20 protein-coding genes and 1 pseudogene are annotated in these 23,730 nt (G+C 59.3%); 8 read left to right on the forward strand and 13 right to left on the reverse strand.

Annotated elements, in window-relative coordinates:
• Nucleotides 1–188: 188 nt before the first annotated feature.
• Nucleotides 189–1,862, forward strand: a complete 1,674-nt coding sequence (locus CFE47_RS16790) for a DEAD/DEAH box helicase (protein ID WP_010211841.1) — start codon at nucleotides 189–191, stop codon at nucleotides 1,860–1,862.
• 86 nt (nucleotides 1,863–1,948) lie between these two features.
• Here the strand turns inward: CFE47_RS16790 and CFE47_RS16795 are convergent, their stop codons facing one another.
• Nucleotides 1,949–2,716: a DODA-type extradiol aromatic ring-opening family dioxygenase gene (locus CFE47_RS16795; protein ID WP_286838652.1), complete on the reverse strand. Its 768-nt coding sequence runs from the start codon at nucleotides 2,714–2,716 to the stop codon at nucleotides 1,949–1,951.
• 104 nt (nucleotides 2,717–2,820) lie between these two features.
• On the opposite strand from CFE47_RS16795, the pseudogene CFE47_RS16800 reads away from it, so the two are divergent.
• Nucleotides 2,821–3,477, forward strand: a pseudogene (locus CFE47_RS16800) (thiopurine S-methyltransferase).
• 190 nt (nucleotides 3,478–3,667) lie between these two features.
• Here CFE47_RS16800 and htpX read toward each other — a convergent pair.
• Nucleotides 3,668–4,555, reverse strand: a complete 888-nt coding sequence (gene htpX / locus CFE47_RS16805) for a protease HtpX (RefSeq protein WP_185708808.1) — start codon at nucleotides 4,553–4,555, stop codon at nucleotides 3,668–3,670.
• A gap of 304 nt (nucleotides 4,556–4,859) precedes the next feature.
• Nucleotides 4,860–6,071, reverse strand: a complete 1,212-nt coding sequence (locus CFE47_RS16810; RefSeq protein WP_017734399.1) for a pyridoxal phosphate-dependent aminotransferase — start codon at nucleotides 6,069–6,071, stop codon at nucleotides 4,860–4,862.
• Between the two features lie 202 nt (nucleotides 6,072–6,273).
• Here CFE47_RS16810 and msrB point away from each other — a divergent pair, with 202 nt between their 5' ends.
• From msrB to CFE47_RS16825, 3 genes are all read left to right on the forward strand, one after another.
• Nucleotides 6,274–6,666 carry a peptide-methionine (R)-S-oxide reductase MsrB gene (gene msrB, locus CFE47_RS16815; protein ID WP_185708809.1) on the forward strand — a complete coding sequence of 131 codons (393 nt, stop codon included), beginning with the start codon at nucleotides 6,274–6,276 and terminating at the stop codon, nucleotides 6,664–6,666.
• Between the two features lie 214 nt (nucleotides 6,667–6,880).
• A complete protein-coding gene (locus tag CFE47_RS16820) occupies nucleotides 6,881–7,366 on the forward strand; it encodes a glutathione peroxidase (RefSeq protein ID WP_286838656.1) in 486 nt (161 codons plus the stop codon).
• A complete protein-coding gene (locus tag CFE47_RS16825; protein ID WP_286838658.1) occupies nucleotides 7,363–7,854 on the forward strand; it encodes a MarR family winged helix-turn-helix transcriptional regulator in 492 nt (163 codons plus the stop codon). The genes CFE47_RS16820 and CFE47_RS16825 overlap by 4 nt, the downstream gene beginning before the upstream one ends.
• Here CFE47_RS16825 and CFE47_RS16830 read toward each other — a convergent pair.
• Nucleotides 7,808–10,117 carry a hybrid sensor histidine kinase/response regulator gene (locus tag CFE47_RS16830; RefSeq protein WP_286838784.1) on the reverse strand — a complete coding sequence of 770 codons (2,310 nt, stop codon included), beginning with the start codon at nucleotides 10,115–10,117 and terminating at the stop codon, nucleotides 7,808–7,810. The two genes, CFE47_RS16825 and CFE47_RS16830, sit on opposite strands and share 47 nt — an antisense overlap.
• 164 nt (nucleotides 10,118–10,281) lie before the next feature.
• Between CFE47_RS16830 and CFE47_RS16835 the strand changes: the two genes are divergently transcribed.
• Both CFE47_RS16835 and msrC read left to right on the forward strand, forming a co-directional pair.
• Nucleotides 10,282–11,172 (forward strand): ATP-binding protein, encoded by an 891-nt coding sequence (locus CFE47_RS16835; protein ID WP_286838660.1) that lies wholly within the window; start codon nucleotides 10,282–10,284, stop codon nucleotides 11,170–11,172.
• On the forward strand, nucleotides 11,169–11,651 hold the full coding sequence (msrC, locus tag CFE47_RS16840; RefSeq protein WP_286838661.1) for a free L-methionine (R)-S-oxide reductase MsrC: 483 nt from the start codon (nucleotides 11,169–11,171) through the stop codon (nucleotides 11,649–11,651). The genes CFE47_RS16835 and msrC overlap by 4 nt, the downstream gene beginning before the upstream one ends.
• Before the next feature lie 5 nt (nucleotides 11,652–11,656).
• Here msrC and CFE47_RS16845 read toward each other — a convergent pair whose 3' ends face one another.
• The 8 genes from CFE47_RS16845 to CFE47_RS16880 all read right to left on the reverse strand — a co-directional run bounded on the left by CFE47_RS16845 (nucleotide 11,657) and on the right by CFE47_RS16880 (nucleotide 20,463).
• On the reverse strand, nucleotides 11,657–15,313 hold the full coding sequence (locus tag CFE47_RS16845; RefSeq protein WP_286838663.1) for a transporter substrate-binding domain-containing protein: 3,657 nt from the start codon (nucleotides 15,311–15,313) through the stop codon (nucleotides 11,657–11,659).
• Between the two features lie 8 nt (nucleotides 15,314–15,321).
• Complete coding sequence (locus tag CFE47_RS16850) at nucleotides 15,322–15,948, reverse strand: response regulator transcription factor (protein ID WP_286838665.1); 627 nt, start codon at nucleotides 15,946–15,948, stop codon at nucleotides 15,322–15,324.
• 255 nt (nucleotides 15,949–16,203) lie between these two features.
• Nucleotides 16,204–16,599, reverse strand: coding sequence for a response regulator (locus CFE47_RS16855; RefSeq protein ID WP_286838667.1), 396 nt, complete (start codon nucleotides 16,597–16,599; stop codon nucleotides 16,204–16,206).
• A gap of 165 nt (nucleotides 16,600–16,764) precedes the next feature.
• Nucleotides 16,765–18,096, reverse strand: a complete 1,332-nt coding sequence (locus tag CFE47_RS16860; protein ID WP_286838669.1) for a deoxyguanosinetriphosphate triphosphohydrolase — start codon at nucleotides 18,094–18,096, stop codon at nucleotides 16,765–16,767.
• Nucleotides 18,097–18,167: 71 nt separating this feature from the next.
• Entirely contained in the window at nucleotides 18,168–19,331 is a 1,164-nt protein-coding gene (locus tag CFE47_RS16865) for an EAL domain-containing protein (RefSeq protein WP_286838671.1), read from the reverse strand.
• A gap of 91 nt (nucleotides 19,332–19,422) precedes the next feature.
• Complete coding sequence (locus CFE47_RS16870) at nucleotides 19,423–19,764, reverse strand: hypothetical protein (RefSeq protein WP_286838672.1); 342 nt, start codon at nucleotides 19,762–19,764, stop codon at nucleotides 19,423–19,425.
• The gene (locus tag CFE47_RS16875) at nucleotides 19,761–20,144 is read right to left on the reverse strand and encodes a phage holin family protein (protein ID WP_033901397.1); all 384 of its coding nucleotides are present in this window, start codon (nucleotides 20,142–20,144) and stop codon (nucleotides 19,761–19,763) included. The genes CFE47_RS16870 and CFE47_RS16875 overlap by 4 nt, the downstream gene beginning before the upstream one ends.
• 4 nt (nucleotides 20,145–20,148) lie before the next feature.
• The gene (locus tag CFE47_RS16880) at nucleotides 20,149–20,463 is read right to left on the reverse strand and encodes an ElaB/YgaM/YqjD family protein (protein WP_185708820.1); all 315 of its coding nucleotides are present in this window, start codon (nucleotides 20,461–20,463) and stop codon (nucleotides 20,149–20,151) included.
• Nucleotides 20,464–20,809: 346 nt separating this feature from the next.
• Here CFE47_RS16880 and CFE47_RS16885 point away from each other — a divergent pair, with 346 nt between their 5' ends.
• Complete coding sequence (locus CFE47_RS16885; RefSeq protein WP_286838675.1) at nucleotides 20,810–22,018, forward strand: ammonium transporter; 1,209 nt, start codon at nucleotides 20,810–20,812, stop codon at nucleotides 22,016–22,018.
• Here the strand turns inward: CFE47_RS16885 and CFE47_RS16890 are convergent.
• On the reverse strand, nucleotides 22,005–23,729 hold the full coding sequence (locus CFE47_RS16890; RefSeq protein WP_286838677.1) for a cation:proton antiporter: 1,725 nt from the start codon (nucleotides 23,727–23,729) through the stop codon (nucleotides 22,005–22,007). The two genes, CFE47_RS16885 and CFE47_RS16890, sit on opposite strands and share 14 nt — an antisense overlap.
• Nucleotide 23,730 lies beyond the last annotated feature (1 nt).

A 23,730-nucleotide genomic window follows, 5' to 3' on the forward strand; every position in this document is an offset into this window, starting at 1 on the left:
TAGCGCAATTCCCCGAAGTCAGCTTCGGCTGCATGTCCGCACAGCGGACTCTCCCTTGACGAATCTTTTTCATTCATTCGTTTTCGCAAATCCCCGCCGACAAAGCAGCCAGGGCGACTCTTGAGTCTCAACACGGCATGCGCAGCTTTGGAGCATGGGTCTTTGCGGATGCACTTAGAGGCAGACCCATGACCCAGGAAACCGGCGGCTTCGCCGCTTTTAATCTTAACCCGAACATTCTTGCAGCCGTCGCAGCGACCGGCTACGAAGAACCTTCGGCGATTCAGCAGCAATCGATCCCGATCATCATGGCCGGCAAGGACATGATTGGCCAGGCGCAAACCGGTACCGGTAAAACCGCCGCGTTCGCCCTGCCTATCCTGCACTGCATCGATCCTGCCAAGCGCGAACCGCAAGCCCTGATCCTGGCGCCAACCCGTGAGTTGGCGCTGCAAGTAGCAACCGCTTTCGAAACCTACGCCAAGCAAATGCCAGGTGTAACCGTTGTGGCCGTTTACGGCGGCGCGCCTATGGGCCCACAACTGAAAGCAATCCGTAATGGCGCACAAATTGTTGTCGCCACTCCGGGTCGTCTGTGCGACCACCTGCGTCGTGACGAAAAAGTCCTGTCGACCGTGAACCACCTGGTTCTGGACGAAGCTGACGAAATGTTGAAGCTGGGCTTCATGGATGACTTGGAAGTCATCTTCAAGGCACTGCCTCCAACCCGTCAGACCGTACTGTTCTCGGCCACCCTGCCACAGTCGATCCGTGCCATTGCCGAGCGCCACCTGCGTGACCCAGAGCACGTCAAGATCCAGACCAAGACTCAGACCGTTACCGCGATCGAACAGGCTCACCTGTTGGTTCACGCTGACCAGAAGACCTCGGCTGTATTGAGCCTGCTGGAAGTCGAAGACTTCGACGCCCTGATCATGTTCGTGCGCACCAAGCAAGCGACCCTGGACCTGGCCAGTGCCCTGGAAGCCAAAGGCTACAAAGCCGCTGCGCTGAACGGTGACATCGCCCAGAACCAACGTGAGCGCGTGATCGACTCCCTCAAGGATGGCCGTCTGGACATCGTTGTAGCGACCGACGTTGCTGCTCGTGGCCTTGACGTTCCACGTATCACCCACGTGTTCAACGTTGACATGCCTTACGATCCAGAGTCCTACGTTCACCGTATCGGCCGTACCGGCCGTGCCGGTCGCGAAGGTCGTGCACTGTTGCTGGTGACTCCACGTGAGCGCCGCATGCTGCAAGTGATCGAGCGTGTGACCGGTCAGAAAGTTGCCGAAGTCCGTCTGCCGGATGCCCAGGCTGTTCTGGATGCTCGCATCAAGAAACTGACCAACAGCCTGTCGCCACTGGTGGCTGACGCTGAGTCGACCCACGGCGACCTGCTGGACCGCCTGACCGCCGATATCGGCTGCACCCCACGTGCCCTGGCTGCCGCCCTGCTGCGCAAGGCAACCAACGGTCAGGCCCTGACCCTGGCAGCCATCGAGAAAGAACGTCCACTGGTTCCGAACAGCGCGCCACGCGGTGATCGTCCAGAGCGTTCCGGTGACCGTCCAGACCGTGGTGATCGTGAGCGTCGTGCTCCGGTTCCATTGGCTGAAGGCCGTGCTCGTTGCCGTACCGCGCTGGGCGCGCGTGATGGTATCGCTGCCAAGAACCTGCTGGGCGCTATCCTCAATGAGGGTGGCCTGGCACGTGAAGCCATCGGTCGCATCCAGGTTCGTGACAGCTTCTCCCTGGTGGAGCTGCCGGAAGACGGTCTGGAAAAACTGCTGGCCAAGCTGAAAGACACTCGCGTTGCCGGTAAGCAGTTGAAGCTGCGTCGCTACCGCGAAGATTGATCCGCCCTTGGGCTGATTGATCGCACATAAAAAATCCCCGACTGGTTCGGGGATTTTTTTTGCCTGGGTTTCAGGGGGGATGTGTGTCAGCCGAAGCGGTAGATATCCATTCCAAGGGCGCCCATTGTGAAACCTTGGTGCGCTACGCTGAACGCACCGCCGGCGCCACGTGCAAAGTACAACGGCAACAAGTGTTCATCGCTAGGATGACTACGCACGGCATGGGGCGCCTGGCGACGATAGTCATGCAAGGCTGCTTCATCATCAGTCGCCAGTTTATCCACCACCCAATCGCGAAAATCCCGGGCCCAAGGCTCGATGCTCTCGGGGCCTGCGTGCCAGTCCAGCTCACCCAGGTTATGGGTAATGCTGCCGGAACCGATCAGCAACACGCCGTGTTCACGCAAGCTGGCAAGCGCATGCCCGACGCGCGTCTGCAGGGCAGGGCCCATGCGGCTGGGCAACGACACCTGTATCACTGGGATATCCGCTGCCGGGTACATCAGCGACAGCGGCACCCAAGTGCCGTGGTCGAAGGGACGACGTTCGTCGATGCGGGCATCAAGGCCGTCTGCGTGCAGCAACTCGACAATGTTGGCGGCCAATCGCGGGTCGCCAGGTGCCGGGTATTGCACTGCAAACAATTCGCGGGGGAAGCCGCCGAAGTCATGCCAGGTTTCCGGGGCGGCGTTGCCACTGACCAGTAATTCATGGCTTTCCCAGTGCGCCGACACCACCACGATCGCTTTGGGTCGCGGCATTTCGGCCGCCAGGCGTAGCAGCGCCGGGCCACTGGCACCGGGTTGCAGGGCCAGCATGGGCGAGCCGTGGGAGATAAACAGGCTAGGGAGCATAAGTAGGGTCCTGAGCGTTAACATGGGCCCATCTTCAATCAGATCATTGATCTAAATCTAATATAAGTTTTAGCACCATTTGATCGAATTTCCGGGGGTGTTTCATGGAACCCAAGTTTTGGCAGTAGCGCTGGGCGCGTAATCAGATCGGCTTTCACTTGCCTGAGGTCAACCCTTATCTGCAGCGGCACTGGCCGCGGTTGACGCTGGCTGAAGGCGCAAAGGTATTGGTGCCGTTGTGTGGCAAGAGCCTGGACCTGATGTGGCTGGCCAGCCAGGGGAACCGGGTGATGGGCGTGGAGTTGTCGGAGCAGGCTGTCGAGTCGTTTTTCAGTGAGCAGAACCTGACGCCGCGTATGAGCCAGCATGGCGTGTTCAAGGTGTACCGGTCGGATTTGATTGAAGTGTGGTGCGGCGATTTCTTCGCCTTGGACGCCGAAGCACTGGCCGATTGCACGGCACTTTATGACCGTGCTGCATTGATAGCGTTACCGCCGTTGATGCGTGCACGGTACGCCGAGCATCTGAACCGCTTCCTGCGGCCAGGCTGCCAGGGCCTCTTGATCGCCCTTGACTACGACCAGACGCAGAAAGCCGGCCCGCCGTTTGCGGTCACCGATGAGGAAGTTCGCGTGCTGCTGGGTGAGCGGTGGGCCCTGGCAGCGCTGGAAGAGCAGGATATCCTGGGCGAGAGCTGGAAGTTTGTGCAGGACGGCGTCACGCGGCTTGAGGAGCGTGTGTATCAGTTGATCAAGCGCTGACAAGACCATCGCCATCGCGGGCAAGCCCGCTCCCACAGGGGGTAGTGGTGTACTCGATCCCCTCGGGCTAGCACAGATCCACAAGTGGGAGCTGGCTTGCCTGCGATGACGGCTGAAGCCTTTACACAAAAACCACAGGCAAAAAAAAAGGGGCGATCAGATCGCCCCTTTTTTTGCTTCTGACGGGCTATCAGCCCCGACGACGCAGTGCGTCAATGCGCTCTTCCAGCGGCGGGTGGCTCATGAACAGGCGAGCCAAGCCCTGTTTGATCCCGCCGTTGATCCCGAAGGCGGTCAGGCTGTCCGGCATGTGCACCGGCAGGCCTTGCTCCGAGCGCAGGCGTTGCAGTGCACCGATCATTGCGCTGGTACCCGCCAGGCGTGCGCCGGCTTCGTCTGCACGGAACTCGCGTTTGCGCGAGAACCACATCACGATCGCGCTGGCCAGGAAGCCCAGGATCACTTCGGCGAAGATGGTCGCCACGAAGTAGGCGATGCCACGGCCTTCTTCGTTCTTGAAGATCACCTTGTCGACAAAGTTGCCGATGATCCGGGCAAAGAACATCACAAAGGTGTTCACCACGCCCTGTACCAGTGCCAGGGTGACCATGTCGCCATTGGCCACGTGGCCGATCTCGTGCGCCAGTACTGCCTTGACTTCATCGGGCGAAAAACGCTCCAGGAGACCCTGGCTGACGGCAACGAGTGCGTCGTTCTTGTTCCAGCCCGTGGCGAAGGCGTTGGCCTCGTAGGCAGGGAAAATCCCCACTTCGGGCATCTTGATACCGGCTTCCCGAGACAATTGCTCCACGGTTTGCATCAGCCATTGTTCATGGCGGGTGCGTGGTTGGGTAATGATCTGGGTGCTGGTACTCATCTTCGCCATCCACTTGGAGATGAACAGCGAAAACAGCGAGCCGGCAAAACCAAAGACCGCACAGAAAATCAGCAGCTGATTGAGGTTGAGATCAACCCCGTTGGCCGCCATGAACCCGTTGAAGCCGAAAAGGCTCAGGGTGATGCTGGCAATCAGCACGACCGCCAGGTTAGTGGCCAAGAACAGCAGGATGCGCATCATGGTTGTAGAGTTCTCCTCATGCTTAATATGTCGCGTACTGCGGGGTATATAAGGTGCGGCATGGGGTGATTCAACTGAGCGACTATTTCAAACTGTGTCCTACAGCGCGAATGTAGAGCCTTGAAAGGTTTTTCCGACACGCAAAGGACGGGTTGATCAGCACGCGGTTGCGTTGTAGCCCTGTAATTATAGGGGGTAGGTGGGTACGCGGGAGCCAGCAAGGTGAAAGAGTTGGGGGAGGGCAGAGAAGTGTTGCCAGATACTCGCTGTACGACCGATTGTCGGTCGTACAGCGGCACATCCGTTACTGGCGATAGGACTTGAGGAAATTGCCGATGCGACCAATGGCCATATCCAGGTCATCCACACGCGGCAAAGTCACCACGCGGAAGTGATCCGGCCACGGCCAGTTGAACGCAGTGCCCTGGACCACCAGCAGCTTTTCCGACAGCAGCAGGTCGAGCACGAACTTCTCGTCGTTGAAGATCGGGCAGACTTTCGGGTCGATGCGTGGGAAGGCGTAAAGCGCGCCCATGGGTTTCACGCAGCTGACGCCCGGAATGGCGTTAAGCAGCTCCCATGTACGGTTGCGTTGTTCCAGCAGGCGGCCCTGGGGCAAGACCAGGTCGTTGATGCTCTGGTAACCGCCGAGGGCGGTCTGGATCGCGTGTTGGCTCGGCACGTTGGCGCACAGGCGCATGTTGGCCAGCATATCGATGCCTTCGATGTAGCTCTGGGCGTTGTGCTTGGGACCGGAAATGGCGATCCAGCCAGAACGGAAGCCCGCCACGCGGTAGGACTTGGACAGACCGTTGAAGGTCAGACACAGCAGGTCCGGCGCCAGGGATGCGGTGCACACATGCACGGCGTCATCGTAGAGGATCTTGTCGTAGATCTCGTCGGAGAACACCACCAGGTTGTGCTGGCGCGCCAATTCGAGCATGCCCAGCAGCACTTCCTTGGAATAGACCGCGCCAGTGGGGTTGTTCGGGTTGATGATCACCAGCGCCTTTGTGTTTGGGGTGATCTTGGCCTTGATGTCGGCCAGGTCCGGGAACCAGTCGGCGCCTTCGTCACACAGGTAATGCACCGGGTGGCCGCCGGCCAGGGTCACGGCGGCAGTCCACAGCGGGTAGTCCGGCGCCGGTACCAGTACTTCGTCACCGTTGTTGAGCAAGGCTTGCATCGACATCACGATCAGTTCGGAGACGCCGTTGCCCAGGTAGATGTCTTCGATGCCGACACCTTCGACCTGCTTCTGCTGGTAGTACTGCATCACCGCCTTGCGAGCGCTGAACAGGCCCTTGGAGTCACTGTAGCCTTGTGCGGTCGGCAGGTTGCGGATCACGTCCTGGAGGATTTCGTCCGGCGCTTCGAAACCAAAGGGCGCCGGATTGCCGATGTTCAGCTTGAGGATGCGATGGCCTTCCTCTTCCAGGCGCTTGGCGTGCTTGAGCACTGGGCCGCGAATGTCATAGCAGACGTTGGCGAGCTTGTTCGATTTGCTGACCTGCATGGCGATGTGATCCTGAAAATGAACGATCCAGAAGGTAGGGACACTACCGTACTGTGAATCCTGCGCGGCCCGCACCCATAAATACGTTTGAATGCCGGTAGCGCGGGTGCCAGACTGGCGTTTTGAAGAGGCGCAATCATACGTGCCACCTGATCTACGGAAAAGATACAGATCAGGGTTTTTCAGTTGCCGAGGTGTACCGATGGAAAAGTTGCAGAAAACCCTTCAGGAATGGCAGGACATGCTCGACCCGGCGCAGTACCAGGTGTGCCGTCTCAAAGGCACCGAGCGCCCGTTCTCCGGAAAGTACAACGCCACCACTGCCGACGGCGTCTACCACTGTATTTGCTGCAACGAGCCGCTGTTCGACTCCAAGACCAAATTCGATGCTGGCTGCGGCTGGCCCAGCTTTTACGAGCCCATTGCCGACAGTGCGATGATCGAGATCCGTGACGTCAGCCACGGCATGATCCGAACCGAAGTCACCTGCGCCAAGTGCGACGCGCACCTGGGCCATGTGTTCCCGGACGGCCCGCCGCCGACCGGCCTGCGTTACTGCATCAATTCGGTCTGCCTGGACTTCGTACCACGCTAGTTGTAGTGAGCGGGCTTGTCCCGCGCTGGGGGGCGAAGCCGCCCTAAACGATCCGCCGCGTTATAACGGTTAGGCCGCGTTGTTTGGTTTTGGGGCGGCTTTGCCCCCCGCGCGGGACAAGCCCGCTCACTACAAGAGCGCGTTATTAAATTGCGTGCAATTGAATTGAGCGCTATGTTTGTCCTCTTTCCCCCCTTGTTACCGAGGCACTGCCATGAGCAACAACCTGCTGAGCATCCCTTGTACCACCATCAAAGGTGAGCAAAAGACCTTGGCCGACTTTTCCGGCAAGGCCATTCTGGTGGTCAACACGGCCAGCAAGTGCGGTTTCACCCCGCAGTACAAGGGGCTGGAGGCGCTCTGGCAGCAGTACAAGGATCAGGGCCTGGTGGTGCTGGGTTTTCCCTGCAACCAGTTCGGCAAGCAGGAGCCGGGTAACGAAGGCGCGATTTCCGAATTCTGTGAGCTGAACTTCGGTGTCAGCTTCCCGCTGTTCAAGAAGATCGACGTGAACGGCAGCGATGCCCACCCACTGTTTGTGCAGTTGAAAAAACAGGCGCCGGGCCTGCTGGGCTCCAAGGGCATCAAGTGGAATTTCACCAAGTTCCTGATCGGTCGCGACGGTCAAGTCGTCAAGCGCTTCGCCCCGACCACCAAGCCCCAGGACCTGACCCAAGAGATCGAAGCCCTGCTCAAATGACCGACCAGCCCAACATCTCCCTGGCCCTCGACGACCAGCTGTGTTTCAAGCTCTACGCCGCGTCCCGGGCGGTGACCCGTGCGTACAAGCCGATGCTGGACCAACTGGGCCTGACCTACCCGCAATACGTGGTGATGCTGGTGCTCTGGGAGTGGCATGACACGAGCCCGTCGCAACCCACCGTCAAGGCGTTGGGCGAACGCCTGATGCTCGACTCGGGCACATTGACGCCATTGCTTAAACGCCTGGAGCAGCTCGAATGGGTGCGCCGCCGCCGCAGTGCCAAGGATGAGCGGGAAGTGCACCTGAGCCTGAGTGAAGCCGGTGTGCAACTGCGCGACGAGACCCACCGCCTAAAGACCCGTTTGTTGTGCGACAGTGGTATCGACCTGAACCAGGCCGATGCCTTGCGCGCGGGCCTGGATCAGTTGCTCCGGCAGATCAAAGATTTGTCGCCTTCGGCACCCACAGATCCAGCAGCCCGTTAAGTTCTTCGCGACGGAACGGCTTGGCCAGGTAGTCGTTCATTCCCGCCGCCCGGCAACGCTCGCGTTCTTCGGACAGGGCGTTGGCGGTCAGGGCGACGATCGGCAGGTCCGGCCAGCGTCCACTGCGGCGAATCTGCCGACTGGCTTCGTAGCCATCCATCACCGGCATGTTGCAGTCCATCAACACCATGTCGAAAGGTTGTTCCTCAAGTCGTTTGAGCGCCTCGCCACCGTGCGCCGCCACAATCACTTCACACCCCAGCTTGCTGAGCATGCCCTTGGCCACCAGTTGGTTGACGGGATTGTCTTCCACCAACAGGATCCGCGCGCGGTGTGCCAGCGGGGCGGCTTCCATTTGGATCGGGTCGAGGATCAATTGGGCCTCGCTGCGCAAATTGCGTTGCAGAATCTGGTACAGCGCGTTGCGGCTCAGCGGTCGCGCCTGTTGCTGCAACGGCGCCAGTGCCGCCACCTCTTCGCTGGGCATGAAATTGCCATACGCCGTTACCAGCAGGATCGGTGCGGTGATGCTGGGGCGCAGGCTAAACAGGCACTGCGGGCAGTCGGTGATCAATAAGTCTGGCGTTTGCCCACTGACATCTTTGTCGCGCGGGTAACAGCGGGGCGTCAGTCCCCAGTGGGGGAGCAGGGTGGTGAGCAGCTCCGTCAGGCCGCTGTCTGCACTGGTAATGGCGATCACTTCGCCCTGAAGTGGCGTAAGCCGCACGGCGGGCAAGTGAGTCGGTAGCGGCAGATCGGCGCAGAACTGGCTGCCAAAGCCCACCTCAGAGCTGATGCTCAAGCGGCCGTTCATTGCCTCGCACAGGTTATGCGTCAGCGCCAGGCCCAGTCCTGTGCCACCGAACTGGCGGGTGATACCGGCGCCAGCCTGTGTGAACGGCTGGAAGATCTTCACCTGGGCTTCCTGCGCGATGCCGATGCCGGTATCGCACACTTCAATACGGACCCGGCCGTCCGCGCTGCTGAGGCGCACATCCACCCGACCGAAACGCGTGAACTTCAGGGCGTTGGACAACAGGTTGCTGACGATCTGTCGCACTCGGGTCGGGTCACCCAGCACCTGGGCTGGAAATTGCGGGTCGATCAGGCAGGTCAACTCGACACTCGGCGCGGCGTTCTGCGACAGCAGGTTGGCGGTGTCTTCCACTTGTGCGCCCAAGTCGAACGGGATGCGCTCCAGCTCCAGTTGACCAGCATCGAACTTGGACAGATCGAGGATATCGTTGAGCAACTCCACCAGCACCTTGCCCGAATCATGGGCGATGGACAGTTGCTGGCGTTGCTCGGCGTTGAGCGGGCTGTCCAGCGACAGGGCGATCATGCCCAACAGGCCGTTGAGCGGCGTGCGGATTTCATGGCTCATGTTCGCCAGGAACGCCGCCCGCGCCTGAGCCATGGCCAATGCATTTACCTTCGCCGCTTCCAGCTCATCGTTGGACTGGCTCAGGCGCTGGTTACTGGCTTTAAGTTCGAGCGTACGGGCAGAGACGATGTCTTCCAACTGTCCCAGGTACTCGGTCAGCCGGTCTTCGGCGTGACGCCGTTGCTGGATTTCTGTCTCCATGTTTTCGAACTGCTGGTTGGCGACGTTGACCAGTACGCCGATTTCGTCATGCTCGTGCCCGGGAGGGCAGTCCAGGCGCGCCTGTTTGCGATTGCTCAGTTCACGGATCACGCGCACCAAAGGCTGGGTGAGCATGACGTAGAACAGCGCTAGCAGGATGCCGGTCAGCAGCAGGCTGCGGGCGAATCCGTTGAGCAAGGTGATTTCGGCACGGTGCAGGAAGCGGCTGCCAAAGGCGTAGGTGTCCACGTCGAGGCGCAGTACGCCCAGGGATTCATTGGGCATATGGCTCAGGAACAGACGGTCTTCGAACTGCCGGTTGGCACCAAACAGGAAGTCACTGATGGGGCGGTAGGCGCTTTCCTTACGTGGCCGGTCGACATCCGCCAGTACCACGCCATTGTTGTCGATCAACCGTGCGTGAATGATCGCAGGGGAGCGCAACAGGCCAAGGGTCAACTCCTGGGCTAGTTCGGCGTCGATGTTGTAGGCGATGCGTGACGCCGGGTTGTGGCTGATTTCCAGCAGCGAAGCAATTTCACGGTTGATGGATGCGTCTTCGCTGGCATAATCAATGCCGATTTGGATCAGGCTGAGCAAGGTTCCCAAGACGAAACCGACCAGCACAGTCAATCTGGCTTGTTTATAAGACAAGCGGTGGGCGAACTTGATATCCATCGAGTGTTGAGCCACTTCACGTTTCCCTTCGCCCGGCAAGCATAGCTGAACATCCACAGGCTCTGGCTTTCCCGGCATGAATCGTTTTTTTATGCAGCCTTGTGCGGTCTGCCGCAGGGCTGCCAATACGCCATCTTTTGCAAGAACTTGCCAGAGGAATCATCGTGGATAGTCGATTGAATGCCTTTCTTGAACGGGCCGACGCAGTACTCGCACGCCTGGAACCCTTGTTGCCCGCGCCTCGTCAAGCCATCGACTGGGACCACTGCCTGGCTGCCCGTTGGCAGCGAGAAGGCCGTGCCGGCTTCCTGTTGCCGCTTGAAGTGAGCCTGGACATGCGCCTGTCCGACCTGATCGGCGTGGACAAGCAACGTGAGCAACTGGCTCGTAACACGCAGCAATTCCTTGATGGCCTGCCCGCCAACCATGCGCTGCTGTGGGGATCGCGCGGCACCGGTAAGTCGTCGATGGTGCGTGCCCTGCTGGCCCAGCACGCCAAGGCCGGTTTGCGCCTGATCGAAATCGAGCGTGATCACCTGGCCGATTTACCGCGTGTGGTCGAGCAACTGCTCAAGCTGCCGCAACGTTTTGTCTTGTTCTGCGATGACTTGTCGTTTGAAGCGGGCGAAGGCGACTACCGCGTGCTCAAAAGCGTGCTGGATGGCTCGCTGGAGCAGGCCCCGGAAAACGTCTTGCTGTATGCCACCTCCAACCGCCGCCACCTGGTGCCGGAAAACCAAAGCGACAACGACAATTGGAAGCGCGTGGATGGCGAGTTGCATCCCAGCGAAGCGGTGGAAGACAAGATTGCCTTGTCCGACCGTTTTGGTCTGTGGCTGTCGTTCTATCCGTTCACCCAGGAGCACTTCCTGGATGTGGTGGAGCACTGGATCGGTGAACTGGCGAACAAGGCCGGTTTGCAGTGGCAGCGCGATGAAGCCCTCGACATTCTTGCCGTGCGCTGGGCGACCGGGCGTGGCAACCGCAACGGTCGTTGCGCGTATCAATTCGCCCGTTACTGGGTGGGACTCAAATTGCTGGAGCGTCAACCATGATCGACCTACAACACGCCGGCACCGGCCTGGATGGCTATGCCATGCTCTGCGCGCAGCTGGAATCGCTGCTGGCCGACGAGCGCGACTTTATTGCCAACAGCGCGCAGTTCTCTGCGTTTCTGTTCAATCAGTTGGACGACCTGAACTGGGCTGGTTTCTACCTCAACCGCAATGAAGAGCTGGTATTGGGGCCGTTCCAGGGCCAGATCGCCTGCGTGCGCATTCCCTTCGGCCGTGGAGTGTGCGGCGCGGCTGCTGCATCGCGGCAGACCCAGCGGGTCGAAGATGTGCATGCCTTTCCCGGGCATATTGCCTGTGACAGCGCCTCTAACAGTGAACTGGTGGTACCGCTGGTCAAGGATGGCAAACTGGTGGGTGTGCTTGACCTCGATAGCCCGTCACTGGCCCGCTTTACCGCGCAGGACCAGGCGGGCATCGAACAGTTGGCGGCGATTTTCCTGCGCCTGACCAACTGCTGATTCGACTAAGGGGGGGCTAGCTCCCCTTTTTTGTTGTCCAGGTCTTGAAGCTGTACCTGCAGAGCGCGCTCCAGTTCCAGCATGAGTTTTTCCAGTGACTTCACCCCAGCCTCGATCAGAGGCCGGTCCTCGTCGCGGGTACAGGCTTGTTCCAGGGTCTCGCAGTGCGCAGCCAGTGAGCTCGCCTGAACGATACGGGCCGCGCCTTTTATTTTGTGGGCCTGTTCGATGATGTCCTGGGGGGATGCCTGCCTAGCCATCAGCCCGAGCAGTTCCAAGCGATCATGGCGGCTGCTGTTCAACAGTTCTTCCAGCAGGCGTCGGCTCATCTGTGCATCGCCGCCGGTAAGGGCCTCGAAATCGCGGAGGTCCAGAGCCAGGCTGGTAGGTTGCGGGGTGATTTGTCCCAGTTGCTGTTCCAATGCAGTGAGGCTGATGGGCTTGAACAGGCAATCGTTCATGCCTGCTTGTACGCAGCGGAGTTTTTCTTCGGGCTGAGCGTTGGCGGTAAAGCCCAGCACCATGCACGGTGTCAGTTGTTCACGCTGTTCATACTCGCGGATCGAGCGGCTCAATTCGTAGCCATTCATGATGGGCATGTTGCAGTCAGCTATGACCAAGTCGAAGTGTTCGTGACGCCATGCCAGGAACCCCGCCGCGCCGTGGTTGGCCGCAGTGAACTGGTGTCCCAGGTAAGCCAGTTGCTGGCACATCAACAGGCGGTTCGCCGGATGATCGTCCACGACTAACACATTCAATACCGGCGCGGCGACTTGTGCCACGGGCTTGATTTCCTCCACCGCGCGCATGGGTTGCAGTCGGGTCATTTTCAGGCTGATATGCACCTGGGTGCCCACCATTGGCACACTGCTCAAGCTCAATTGCCCGCCCATCATTGCGCACAAGCTACGGCAGATCACCAGCCCCAGGCCGGCACCACTCCTGGCCAAATGCCCGGAGTTATCAGCCTGGGCAAAGGGTTCAAACAGGCGCAACTGGTCATCCCGACTGATGCCTATGCCGGTGTCTTCCACTACCAGTTTCATTTCGATTTGCTGTGCCAGTTCGGTGGGCAATACTTCCACTTTGATTTTTACTTGGCCGCGCTCGGTGAACTTGATCGCGTTGCTGATCAGGTTGGACAACACCTGCTTGAAACGCAGCGGGTCGATCAGCACCTCGGTGTTGTCCAGGTCGGGCTGGAACTCCAGCAGCAAGCTGAGGGTTTTCTGGCGTGCCAGGCCGTCGAAAACACGGACCACCGACGCGATCACCTCCCGCAGGTTGACGCGTTCGGGTGCCAGGCTCAGACGGCCCGACTCAATGCGCGCGATGTCGAGAATGTCGCCGATCAGTTCCAGCAGGTCCTTCGCCGAGCTATAGGCCACCTCGATGGCCGGGCGATCGAGATGACCTTGGTCGGCCCGCTTCAGGGTCAGCTCCAGCATGCCGATCACCGCGTTCATCGGCGTACGGATTTCATGACTCATGGTCGCAAGGAACGTACTCTTGGCTCGGTTGGCTTCGTCGGCGCGCTCCTTGGCGGCGCGAATTTCGTCGAACAACTGGCGTCGTTCACTGATGTCGATCCAGCCACCGATGATGCCTTGGACTTCGCCGATGGAGTCGCGGTACGGCAGGATCCAGTGGTAGATCGTGAGTTTTTTTCCGCGAATATTCAGGGTCCGATCCAGGATCATCGGATTGCCTTCGGCCATCACGCGTTGGTAGTCGGCATGAAGTTTCGCCGCATCCGTTTCCACTACCGCGCTCATCTGGATCGCGCTTTTGCCGATCACCTCTTCGCGTTTCACATTGAAAACTTGCAGGTAGCTGTCGTTGCAGGTCTGCAGCAAGCCTTTGCGATCGCGTACGTAGATGGGGTGTGGCGTTTCATTGACCAGTGCGCGCATGAATTCAAACTGATCATTCAGGGCGCGCTCGGCCATCTTGCGGTGTTTGATCTGGCGGCGCATGTAGGCGTTCCAGGTCAGGGAAATCAGCAGCAGCAACCCGGTACCGATGATGATTTGGGTAATCAGTTGGTGGTAGTTGCGCCAATAACTGTCGGAGGCCGCGGTGTAGCCGCGCCAGCGGCTATTGATCACACCCAGCTCATCGGGGGCGATGCTCAGTAATGCCTTGTCCAAAATCGAGCTGAGTTCGGTGGCTCGACGTGAGGTGGCTAATGAAAAGATGGCGGGCATCGTGCCGACGCTGAAGCTGATTTGAATCTTGTCCAGGAACGTTGGGGAGGAGAGGAAATAGTTGGCGATGACCAATGTATTTACGGCGCCGTCGACGTGCCCTTGTACAAGCAGTTCAGCGGATTTGAAATTGTCGCCTGTTTCTACCAATTGAATAGTCGGAAAATTTTCTCGCAGAAACGTTGTCATGGGGCTGCCTTGCGTGACGGCCAGGCGCTTGCCTTGCATTTCCTTTAGGCTGGTCGGTGCGTGGTTGTCCTTGCGCGTCAACATCACATAGGAGTTTTCCAAGTAGGGACGACTGAAATTCAATCGAGCCTCCCGTTCTGTACTGGGTACGATGGCGCCAATGATGTCTGCCTTCCCGGCGTCGACCTGTTCGATCATCGTCTGAACAACGCGCTCGCGCTGAATCTCGAAGCGTAACCCCGTACGCAGGCGAACCAGTTCCAGCAGGTCGGCGGTGATGCCGCGAAAGTTGCCGTCCGCGTCGAAGAAGGTCAGCGGGGCGAAGGTTTCATTCACGATCACTTTGACCACCGGATGGTCTTTCAGCCAACGCTCCTCGCGTGGGCTCAGTTGCAACTTCTTGTCAGTCAGCAAGATATCGCTGCCAGCACTCCAGCGTTTGGCGATCGTTTCCCGTTCATTGGTGGGTACGGCCGTCAGCACGGCGTCGATGATGCCTATGAGGGTTGTTTGATGCCGGAGCATGGCAAAGCTGAAGCCGTACGCCTCGTGTTTGCCGAAGTTGGCCATTCGAATGTTTTTGAGGTAGCCCTTGTTGATCATGTAGTGAGTGGAAATGGTATCGCCGAGGAACACGTCTGCCTGGTCGAATGCCACGGCATTTAACGCATTTTGATAAGAGGGGTAGGCACGGATGATCGCTTCGGGGTAGAGCTTTTCCACTTCACTCATGGGCAAATAGTGATAGACCAGGGCCAGGCGCATCCCGGCCAGTCCGTCGCTGAGGCTGCGGGTTTCACCTTCACGGGTCACCAGTACGGGCTGGTCTACGGCATACGGCTTGGACAAGGTGAGGTTCTGGTTTTCTGCTTCAAAGCCGTTGGAGGAGCCCAGTAAATCAATTTCCCCCGCCTCAAGGGCATGGATGGCTGCCTCCCTTGAAGGATAGCGCAGTACTTTCACTGGCAATGCCAGAACTTTGGCCAGCAGACCAGCATAGTCGGCGGTAAGGCCCTCATAATCACGACCGCTGGAGGTGAGGTCAAAGGGAGGGTAGTCAGGTGAGGCAGTGCCCAGCACCAATTCGCGCTTGTTTTGCAGCCATTGGCGTTGTGTCTTGTCCAGATGGGTATCCAGTTGGACGGAGCCTGATCGGCTCAATAAGGTGAAATGTTCCGGGCCCGTTTGATGGTTCGCGAGCACGGCAGTGCTAAAGCACAAGCCGGCACTCAATGTAAACAGATAGTCCTTTATACGCCTGGGCATCCGCATTCTCACACTAGCGCGTTTCGTTTTGCCATCTCGATAAGTTCTACCAAGGATTTGGCTTGAAGTTTTTGCATGAGCCTCTTTTTATAAGTGCTGACGGTTTTGTTACTGAGGAACATGCCTTTGGCAATTTCCTTATTGGTGCGACCTTGTGCAAAAAGTTGCAAGACCATTAGTTCCCTGTCGTTGACGCTCTTGAACAGTTCAAGTTCCTGGGCTTCGACGCCGTCGACACCCCCCGCACTCAAGGCCTGGCTGGGGAAGTAGTTGTAGCCGGACAGCACCGCACGAATGGCGCTGAGCAGTTCGCTCAGGTCACCTTCCTTGCACACGTAGCCATCGGCACCCGAGCGCATGCAACGTGTGGCGAACAGGGTCGGGGACTGGGCTGTCAGTATCAGTGTTTTCATCGGCGTATTCATCGCGTTGAAACGGCATAGCACTTCGAGTCCATCCAATTTCGGAATACTGATATCCAGAATGATGAGATCAGGCAGACATTCGCGGACCATTTGTATGGCGTCGCATCCGTTATCCGTTTCACCCACCACTTTGTAGCCTTCGTGTTCTAGCAACATTCGAATCGCAAGCCGTATAACCGGGTGGTCATCAATAATAAAAACTGTGTTCATGATCATATTCCATGCAAGTGCAAATAAAGCGGGCACATTAGCTCAGAAGAAGAGGGGTGAGCATGAAGCTGAGGGGGAGTGGATATAAAACAGGAAATATCCTACATAAAAAAAGGTATAGGCCTACTGGTTGGTAAGGCTTTGGGAAGCGGCATATAAACAATTCGAAGCTGCGCAGGCTTAGGAGTGAGTAAAGGGAATTAACGACATTCCTTCAGGTGATTTTCCTGGCGTGTAACGTTTAAAGTCCTACATTTACGACCTAAGTAACGGCTTGATCAACGCTATAAGTGCATCTTTATTCAAAGGCTTCGATAAATAGCCCAGCAGGGGTAGTTCGCGTTTGAGCGCCTGGAATTCCAGGGTCACCAGCTCTTCGGTAGGCAGTCCGCTGAGAAGGATGGCGTAATTGATAAAGCGCCGGCGGCTGGCAATCTCAATCAATTCGAGACCGGGAAGATCAGGCAGGCATTGATCGCATAGGATGATGTCGAAAGGGGTTTCGGTCTGCGTCATCGAGCGGATCGCCTGTTCCGCATTTTCCGCAGGGGTCAGTTGGTCGAAGCCAAAGCTTCTGAGCAGACATTGGGTGGCCAGCAGTTGAAAGGGATGGTCCTCCACCAATAGGATGCTGAGGGGGTATCTGGGCATAGAGGGTACACAGTGAGTCAAACATCGATGAGGGGCGTGTAGGAGGCATACGCCCGGAACGTGCGTGATTATTCTTCGGCTAGGTGTGCGAATTCGATCAGGCCGCTCTGTTCCCACCGTAGGGAGATTCTTTTCAGGGAACAGGCAGCGTGACAGAGCAGGTAGTTATTGTGGGCTGGAGCGTCCGGTCATTTCTCGCGCCATCTCGGTGGCATAGCTGTCGGTCATCCCGGCGATAAAGTCGATCATGCGCAGGAACGAGGCGTGCAACGGCCATGCGGGGTTCGGTGCGTTATTGCCCAGCAAGTCGAGAATGCGCCGGTTCTTGAACGATGGCGTACGTCCGCCATGCTGCTCCAGGGCCGCCCCGCAGAAGGCGTTCAAGAGGATTTCCAGGGTGGTGTAGGCGCCGATTTCATGTAGCGTCTTGCGCTTGTCCTGGAAGATTTTCTTGCGGGCCATGTCCTTGGCATCCAGCACACAGCGTTTGGCAGGGCCGTGCATGTGCTCCACCAAGTCGCCAGGCAGTGAGCCGGCCAGCAGGGCATCCTGCTGCTCGACAAAGGCCCGGGCTGCGGCGTTGGTCAAGTGCTCGATAGCCTTGCCACGTAGAATCGCCAGCTTGCGCCGCCGAGAGTCCTGGGAGCCGAGCTGTCGATAGGTCTGTGGCAAGTCGTCGCCGACCAGGTCAAGCAGCAGCGACTCTACTTCGGCGTACTCCAAAAGGTCCATTTCCAGGCCATCTTCCAGATCGATCAAGGCGTAGCAGATGTCATCCGCGGCCTCCATCAGATACACCAGCGGATGGCGGGCCCAACGCTGTTCTTCCAGTTGCGGCAGACCAAGTTTGTGGGCGATCTGCTCAAGAATCGGCAGCTCACTCTGGTAGCAGCCGAACTTGTGTTTCTTGTAGCCCAGCGAATCAGCGTGGCGCGCTGTCCAGGGGTATTTCAGGTAAGTGCCCAAGGTGGCGTAGGTCAACCGCGTGCCGCCGTCAAACTGGTGGTACTCCAGCTGGGTCAGCACGCGGAAACCCTGGGCATTGCCTTCGAAGTTGAGGAAGTCATTGCGTTCAGCGGTGCTCATGTCGTCCAGCCAGCCGCGCCCTGCCGCCTGTTGGAACCAGTGGCGAATCGCGTCTTCGCCGGAGTGCCCGAACGGTGGGTTGCCGATGTCATGGGCCAGGCAAGCCGATTGCACCACCATGCCCAGGTCGCTCGGGTCGCACCAGTCGGGCAGGGCGTCGCGCAGGGTTTCACCCACGCGCATGCCGAGGGAGCGGCCCACGCAGCTGACTTCCAGGGAGTGGGTCAGGCGCGTATGGATATGGTCGTTGCTGGACACCGGGTGCACTTGGGTCTTGCGGCCCAGGCGGCGAAACGCGCCGGAGAAAATGATGCGGTCATGGTCTTTGTGAAAGGGGCTGCGGCCCAGTTCTTCCGGGCTGTGCAGGGGCTTTCCAAGGCGTTCGCGGGTAAGCAGGGTGGGCCAATCCAAGGCGAGTACTCTCCGTGCGGTGAATGACCCCCCCAGCTTCCCGGTTCAGCGCGGCCTGGGCAAGCGAAAATCTACAGCCCGGCGGCGTCGATATCGATTAACAGCAAGCGCTGACCGTTATCGAAGAATTGTCCGGCGGTGAGGCAGTACTGATTGCTCGTTGCGTCGCGGTAGGTCGACGACAGGGTCAGGCGTCGCTCTTCCCAGCCCTCGGCGAGCAGGTGATAGAAGTATGGGCGCCATGACCAGTTGTGCCCCAGGTAGCGGCTGTCGGCCTGCCAGGCATCCTGGCGCCACTCGAAGTTGGGGGTCAGTTGGGTGCCATGGGGGTCGCATTGGTAAAACCGCAGCAGCCAGGGAAAGGCCGGCAGTTGGGGTAACTGGCTCAGTGGTGCCTGAGCCTGGGCCCAGGCTTGCAGGATGTTCATCAGCTCGGCCAATTGTTCCCGCAAGTGCATGACTCGCCCTCGCTCCGCCAGTTTTTGCTGGACGTATTCGCCGCGCAGTTCGGCAAAGCGTGGCACGAAAGCGTCGGCGGCGAACCAATCCAGCTGCGCCTGTGCAAACAGATAACCCTGTACATAACGCGAGCCGCACTCCAGGGCAAAGCTCAACTGCGCTTCGGTTTCCACGCCTTCGGCGATGATCCAGCAGCCCGTCTTCTCGGCCATCTGTGCCAGCGCTCGTACCACCTCACTGCTCGGCCCGCCCCGCGCAGCTTCCTGGAACAGGCGCATGTCCAGCTTGAGAATGTCCGGCTGCAACGCCAGCACTCGGTCCAACTGGGAATAACCTGCGCCGAAGTCATCGATGGCGATACGCGCGCCGGCCTCACGGTAACGCGCCACTACATCCGCCAAACGCCGGATATCGCCGCCCAGTTCGGTGATCTCGAACACGATGCGCCGCGGGTCCACCCCGTGGTTGTGAATCTGCTTGAGGCTCGGCAGTGCCTGGCCCGGGCGCAGCCGGTTGATCCAGCGCGGTGAGATGTTCAGGCTCAGGAACCAATCTTCGGGAGCTTCATGCAAGCGGCTCAAGGCGTTGTCGCGAATCTGCCGGTCGAGGCGGCGCAAGGTCACACTTGGGGTCCGTGGGTCGGCGAACAATGGGCCTACAGACTGCAAGCGGCCGTCAGCCTGGCGCAGGCGGCCGAGAGCCTCGACGCCGGCGATACGGCCAGTGGCCGTGTCGATAAACGGCTGGAAGCAGGCGAGCGGTTGCCCGTCGATCACAGGGCCTCCTTAAGAGAGGTGGCGAAAAAAAGGCCCGGCCTCAAAACAAGGGCCGGGCCGATTCTGTTAGCAAGAATGCAGCCAGTCAGGCTCAACTTTTGCGCGACGTACCCTGCATGGCCAATTTGATCAGCGGGATTAGGCCGGCACCGAGCCGTACCAGGCGGGTCAGGCTGCTGATACTGCCGCCCTTGGCGCCCTTGCCGGTAAAAAAGCCCATCAGGGTGACCGCGGCCACGCCCCACAGCGGCGCGTGCTTGATGCCCAGGCTGTCCTGCCAGTTTTGACCCAGGTTGCGCACCTTGGTCAGCGGCACCAGCAGTTGCTGAGACTCGTGGCGGATCTCTTGACGGTGCATTTCCATGCGCAGGCGGATGAGCGCCTTGCGCATTTCCCGCCGTGACGTGTTTTTCGGCATCTCAGTCAGGCTCATGGCAGCAGGCGCTCCCGGTCATTGGCCAGCTCTTCGAGAGTGGCGTGGAACGGCGTGGATTCATCGAATACCGCCGCTTTCAAACGCACTCCGCAAAACGCTGCGGCCAGGGTGTAGAACACGCAGAGGCAAATGATCCCCGTAAGACGGTAGCCGGTGTCCCACACCAGGATCATTACCAAGGTCGACAACCCCACCAGCAGCAACAGCGCAAACACCAGCGCCAGGCCGGCGAACAGCAACAGGCTGACGGTGCGTGCCTTCTGTTCCTGCAGTTCGATGCCAAACAGTTCGACGTGGCTGTGCAGCAAGCCCAGCACGGCTGCGCCCAGACGCCTTGAGGTTGTGCCCGTAGACGAGCCGGTTTCGCCGATAGACATAGGGTTAGCGCCTTGTAGCCAGCAGGCCGATCAAAAAGCCCACGCCGGCGGCGATACCCACCGACTGCCAGGGGTTGGCCTGCACGTAGTCTTCGGTGGCGGTGACGGCCGCTTGGCCGCGTTCGCGCAGGGAGTCTTCGGTCAGTTGCAGGGTTTCACGGGCCTTTAGCAGGCTGTCATGGATCTTGGTCCGCAGCTCGTCGGCCTGGTCCCCGGCCAACACCTTGGTGTCATCCAGCAGTTTTTCGGTGTCACTGACCAGGGTTTGAAAATCCGCCAGCAGTATTTCTTGAGCAGTCTTTGCAGTTCTTCTGGCCATGGTTATCTCCGTGATTGGCTGATCTTTACATTTGTTTTCGAGTCACCGGCATCGGTGAAGGTTCAGTGCAATTGTCTGGTACAGCTTTTGCTTTGCCTTGGTGCGCGTGCCCTGAGGGATGCGCTGAATCCGGGCGGTCGGGCAGGAAGCCTTTAAAAACCTTACCCCAAATAACTGAAATTCGCGGAAAAACCCTATCGGCAACAGCCTTTTGTGTTGATCGCTGCGCTAAAGCGGTTCACGCCCACTGCAGAGGGGTGGGACCGGTGGTGCCAAATTAGTGCGCGAAACCCTGGCTTGAACCGCTTTGGTGCTTTTTGCCTTTATTGCAGGCCTGCCAACCTCCATGGAAAATTTGCAAAGTGCAGTGGACACCCTCGTCCACAGCTCCAATACCCTGTTTATCTTGATCGGTGCGGTCATGGTCCTGGCCATGCACGCCGGTTTCGCGTTCCTGGAAGTCGGCACCGTGCGCCAGAAGAACCAGGTCAACGCACTGTCGAAGATCCTCAGCGACTTCGCCATCTCCACCTTGGCCTATTTCTTTATAGGCTATTGGATCTCCTACGGCGTCAGCTTCATGCAACCGGCGGCAGTGATCAGCGCCGATCATGGCTATGGCCTGGTGAAGTTTTTCTTTCTGCTGACCTTTGCAGCGGCGATCCCGGCGATCATCTCCGGCGGCATCGCCGAGCGTGCACGTTTTGTTCCGCAGTTGTGCGCTACCGCGTTGATCGTAGCGTTTATCTACCCGTTTTTCGAAGGCATGGTGTGGAACGGTAATTTCGGCTTGCAAGCCTGGTTGCTGGCGACGTTCGGCGCCAGCTTCCATGACTTCGCCGGTTCCGTGGTGGTGCACGCCATGGGCGGTTGGCTGGCGCTGGCGGCGGTGCTGTTGCTGGGCCCGCGCAACGGGCGCTACCGCGAAGGGCGGCTGGTAGCGTTTGCGCCGTCGAGCATCCCGTTCCTGGCCTTGGGGTCGTGGATTCTGATTGTCGGCTGGTTTGGTTTTAACGTAATGAGCGCGCAAACCCTGAACGGCGTCAGTGGTCTGGTGGCGGTCAATTCGCTGATGGCGATGGTCGGTGGCACGGTTGCGGCGCTGATCATCGGTCGTAATGACCCTGGCTTCCTGCACAACGGCCCATTGGCCGGGCTGGTTGCGATTTGCGCCGGCTCTGACCTGATGCACCCAGTGGGCGCGCTGGTCACGGGCGCCGTTGCCGGTGCTTTGTTTGTATGGTGCTTTATCGCAGCCCAGGACCGCTGGAAGATCGATGACGTGCTCGGCGTGTGGCCTTTGCACGGCCTGTGCGGCGTGTGGGGCGGCATTGCCTGCGGGATCTTCGGCCAGACCGCGCTGGGCGGCCTGGGCGGCGTCAGCTTGATCAGCCAGTTGATCGGCACAGGCCTGGGCGTGGTAGTGGCGCTGGGCGGCGGCCTGTTGGTGTACGGCGTGATCAAGCGCGTGCACGGGCTTCGCCTGAGCCAGGAGGAGGAGTATTACGGCGCAGACCTGTCGATCCACAAGATCGGCGCGGTCAGTCAGGATTGACCGGCGGCTCTGCCTGTGGGTAAAAACCGTGCAGCAGGCGGTAGCGGTTGTGCCGTACTTCGTCGACGCGCGCCTGCACCTGTTGCTCCGGCAGGCCCAGCAGGACTAGTGCGTGGGAGGCGAGCATCAGGCTCGACTCCAGCAGCTCGGGCACCACTTCGCTGGCGCCCGCCGCTTTCAACTCAGCCAATTGGCTGTCATCGCGGGTACGCACCAGGATCGGCACCTCAGGGTTGATCCTTCGCGCCTCCTTCAACACCACCAGCGCCACATCGGTGTTGTCCACGGCGATCACCACTAACCGCGCGCGCTCAAGGCCGACCGCACTGAGCAGCGCACCGCGACGGCAGTCACCGTAATGCACGCTGCTCTCCTCGGTGGCAGCTTCCTGCACCCGTTCCGGGTCGTCATCCAGTGCGATAAACGCCTGTTGCTCGCGGCGCAGAAAACGCCCGATGGATTGCCCGACACGGCCGTAGCCGCAGATCACTGCGTGCCCCCGCAGTTCGGCGTTGAGTGCGGTGATTTCATCCAGTTGCACCTGCTGATTGGGCTTGCGGTGCAGGCGCAGGGCGATGCCCGGTGCGGCGCGCAGCAGCAACGGTGTGAGCAACATCGAGCAAAAGGTAGCGGCGAGCAGCAAGCCGTTGAACTCGTCCGGGATCAGCCGGCTCTGTTGCATCTGCGCCATCAGCGCAAAGCAGAACTCGCCGCCCTGGGCCAGGGCCAAACCGCTGCGCCAGGCGGTTTCGCTGTCGCTGCCGCGCCACTTGACCAGCGCGGCCACCACGCAGCCTTTGACCAGCATCAAGGTGAGGGTCAGGCCGAGAATCAACAGGCTGTGGCTGACGAACAGTTGCAGGTCGATGAGCATGCCGATGCTGACGAAAAACAGCCCCAGCAGAATGTCGCGAAACGGGCGAATGTCCGCCTCGATCTGATGCCGGTAATGACTTTCTCCCAACAGCATGCCGGCCAGGAAGGCGCCGAGGGCAGGGGACAGTCCCAGCAGGTGTGTGAGCCACGCAGTCAGCAAAACAATCACCAATGCCAGCAGCACAAACAGCTCGGCCGAATGGGATGCCGCCACTTCATGAAACAAGCGCGGCAACAACCAGCGGCTGGCAAACAACAGGCCGACAAACAGCACCACGGTTTTGCCCAGGGTCAGCGGCAGCGCCCAATACCAGGCCTGATCGCCCGTGCCGGCAAATACCGGTACCAGCGTCAGCAGCAACACGGCCACCACATCCTGGAACAGCAGCACGCCAATCGCATTCTGGCCATGGCTGCTGAAAATCTCGCCGAGGCTGGTCAGCTCCTTGCTGACGATGGCGGTGGAGGACAACGCCAGTCCCGCGCCCAGCAGCAAGGCGATGCCTGGCGCCACCCCCAGGATCATCAACAGCACGCCCAGCAGCACCCCGCAGCCCAGCACCTGCAGGCTGCCCAGGCCAAACACCACGCGGCGCAGGGCGAGCATCTTGGTCAGGGAGAACTCCAGACCCAGGGAGAACAGCAGGAACACCACGCCCAGTTCGGCGAGGTCGGGCAATTCTTCGCTGTCATTTACCCAATCGAGGGCGGTGGGCCCCACGGCCAGGCCGACGCACAGGTAGCCGAGCACAGGCGGCAATTGCAGCCGGCGAAACAGCGCAATCACCACCAGGGATGACGCCAGAATGATCAGCAGGTTGGCAAACACACGCATC

Origin of the sequence: Pseudomonas sp. PGPPP1, from assembly GCF_002255865.1 — a bacterium.
GTDB lineage: Bacteria > Pseudomonadota > Gammaproteobacteria > Pseudomonadales > Pseudomonadaceae > Aquipseudomonas > Aquipseudomonas cremoris.

Excerpts from the sequence above, each read along its gene's own strand:
- CFE47_RS16790 (WP_010211841.1), top strand. The coding sequence starts at position 189 with ATGACCCAGGAAACCGGCGGCTTCGCCGCTTTTAATCTTAACCCGAAC.
- CFE47_RS16795 (WP_286838652.1), bottom strand. The coding sequence starts at position 2,716 with ATGCTCCCTAGCCTGTTTATCTCCCACGGCTCGCCCATGCTGGCCCTG.
- htpX (WP_185708808.1), bottom strand. The coding sequence starts at position 4,555 with ATGATGCGCATCCTGCTGTTCTTGGCCACTAACCTGGCGGTCGTGCTG.
- CFE47_RS16810 (WP_017734399.1), bottom strand. The coding sequence starts at position 6,071 with ATGCAGGTCAGCAAATCGAACAAGCTCGCCAACGTCTGCTATGACATT.
- msrB (WP_185708809.1), top strand. The coding sequence starts at position 6,274 with ATGGAAAAGTTGCAGAAAACCCTTCAGGAATGGCAGGACATGCTCGAC.
- CFE47_RS16820 (WP_286838656.1), top strand. The coding sequence starts at position 6,881 with ATGAGCAACAACCTGCTGAGCATCCCTTGTACCACCATCAAAGGTGAG.
- CFE47_RS16825 (WP_286838658.1), top strand. The coding sequence starts at position 7,363 with ATGACCGACCAGCCCAACATCTCCCTGGCCCTCGACGACCAGCTGTGT.
- CFE47_RS16830 (WP_286838784.1), bottom strand. The coding sequence starts at position 10,117 with ATGGATATCAAGTTCGCCCACCGCTTGTCTTATAAACAAGCCAGATTG.
- msrC (WP_286838661.1), top strand. The coding sequence starts at position 11,169 with ATGATCGACCTACAACACGCCGGCACCGGCCTGGATGGCTATGCCATG.
- CFE47_RS16845 (WP_286838663.1), bottom strand. The coding sequence starts at position 15,313 with ATGCCCAGGCGTATAAAGGACTATCTGTTTACATTGAGTGCCGGCTTG.
- CFE47_RS16850 (WP_286838665.1), bottom strand. The coding sequence starts at position 15,948 with ATGAACACAGTTTTTATTATTGATGACCACCCGGTTATACGGCTTGCG.
- CFE47_RS16855 (WP_286838667.1), bottom strand. The coding sequence starts at position 16,599 with ATGCCCAGATACCCCCTCAGCATCCTATTGGTGGAGGACCATCCCTTT.
- CFE47_RS16870 (WP_286838672.1), bottom strand. The coding sequence starts at position 19,764 with ATGAGCCTGACTGAGATGCCGAAAAACACGTCACGGCGGGAAATGCGC.
- CFE47_RS16875 (WP_033901397.1), bottom strand. The coding sequence starts at position 20,144 with ATGTCTATCGGCGAAACCGGCTCGTCTACGGGCACAACCTCAAGGCGT.
- CFE47_RS16880 (WP_185708820.1), bottom strand. The coding sequence starts at position 20,463 with ATGGCCAGAAGAACTGCAAAGACTGCTCAAGAAATACTGCTGGCGGAT.
- CFE47_RS16885 (WP_286838675.1), top strand. The coding sequence starts at position 20,810 with ATGGAAAATTTGCAAAGTGCAGTGGACACCCTCGTCCACAGCTCCAAT.
- CFE47_RS16890 (WP_286838677.1), bottom strand. The coding sequence starts at position 23,729 with ATGCGTGTGTTTGCCAACCTGCTGATCATTCTGGCGTCATCCCTGGTG.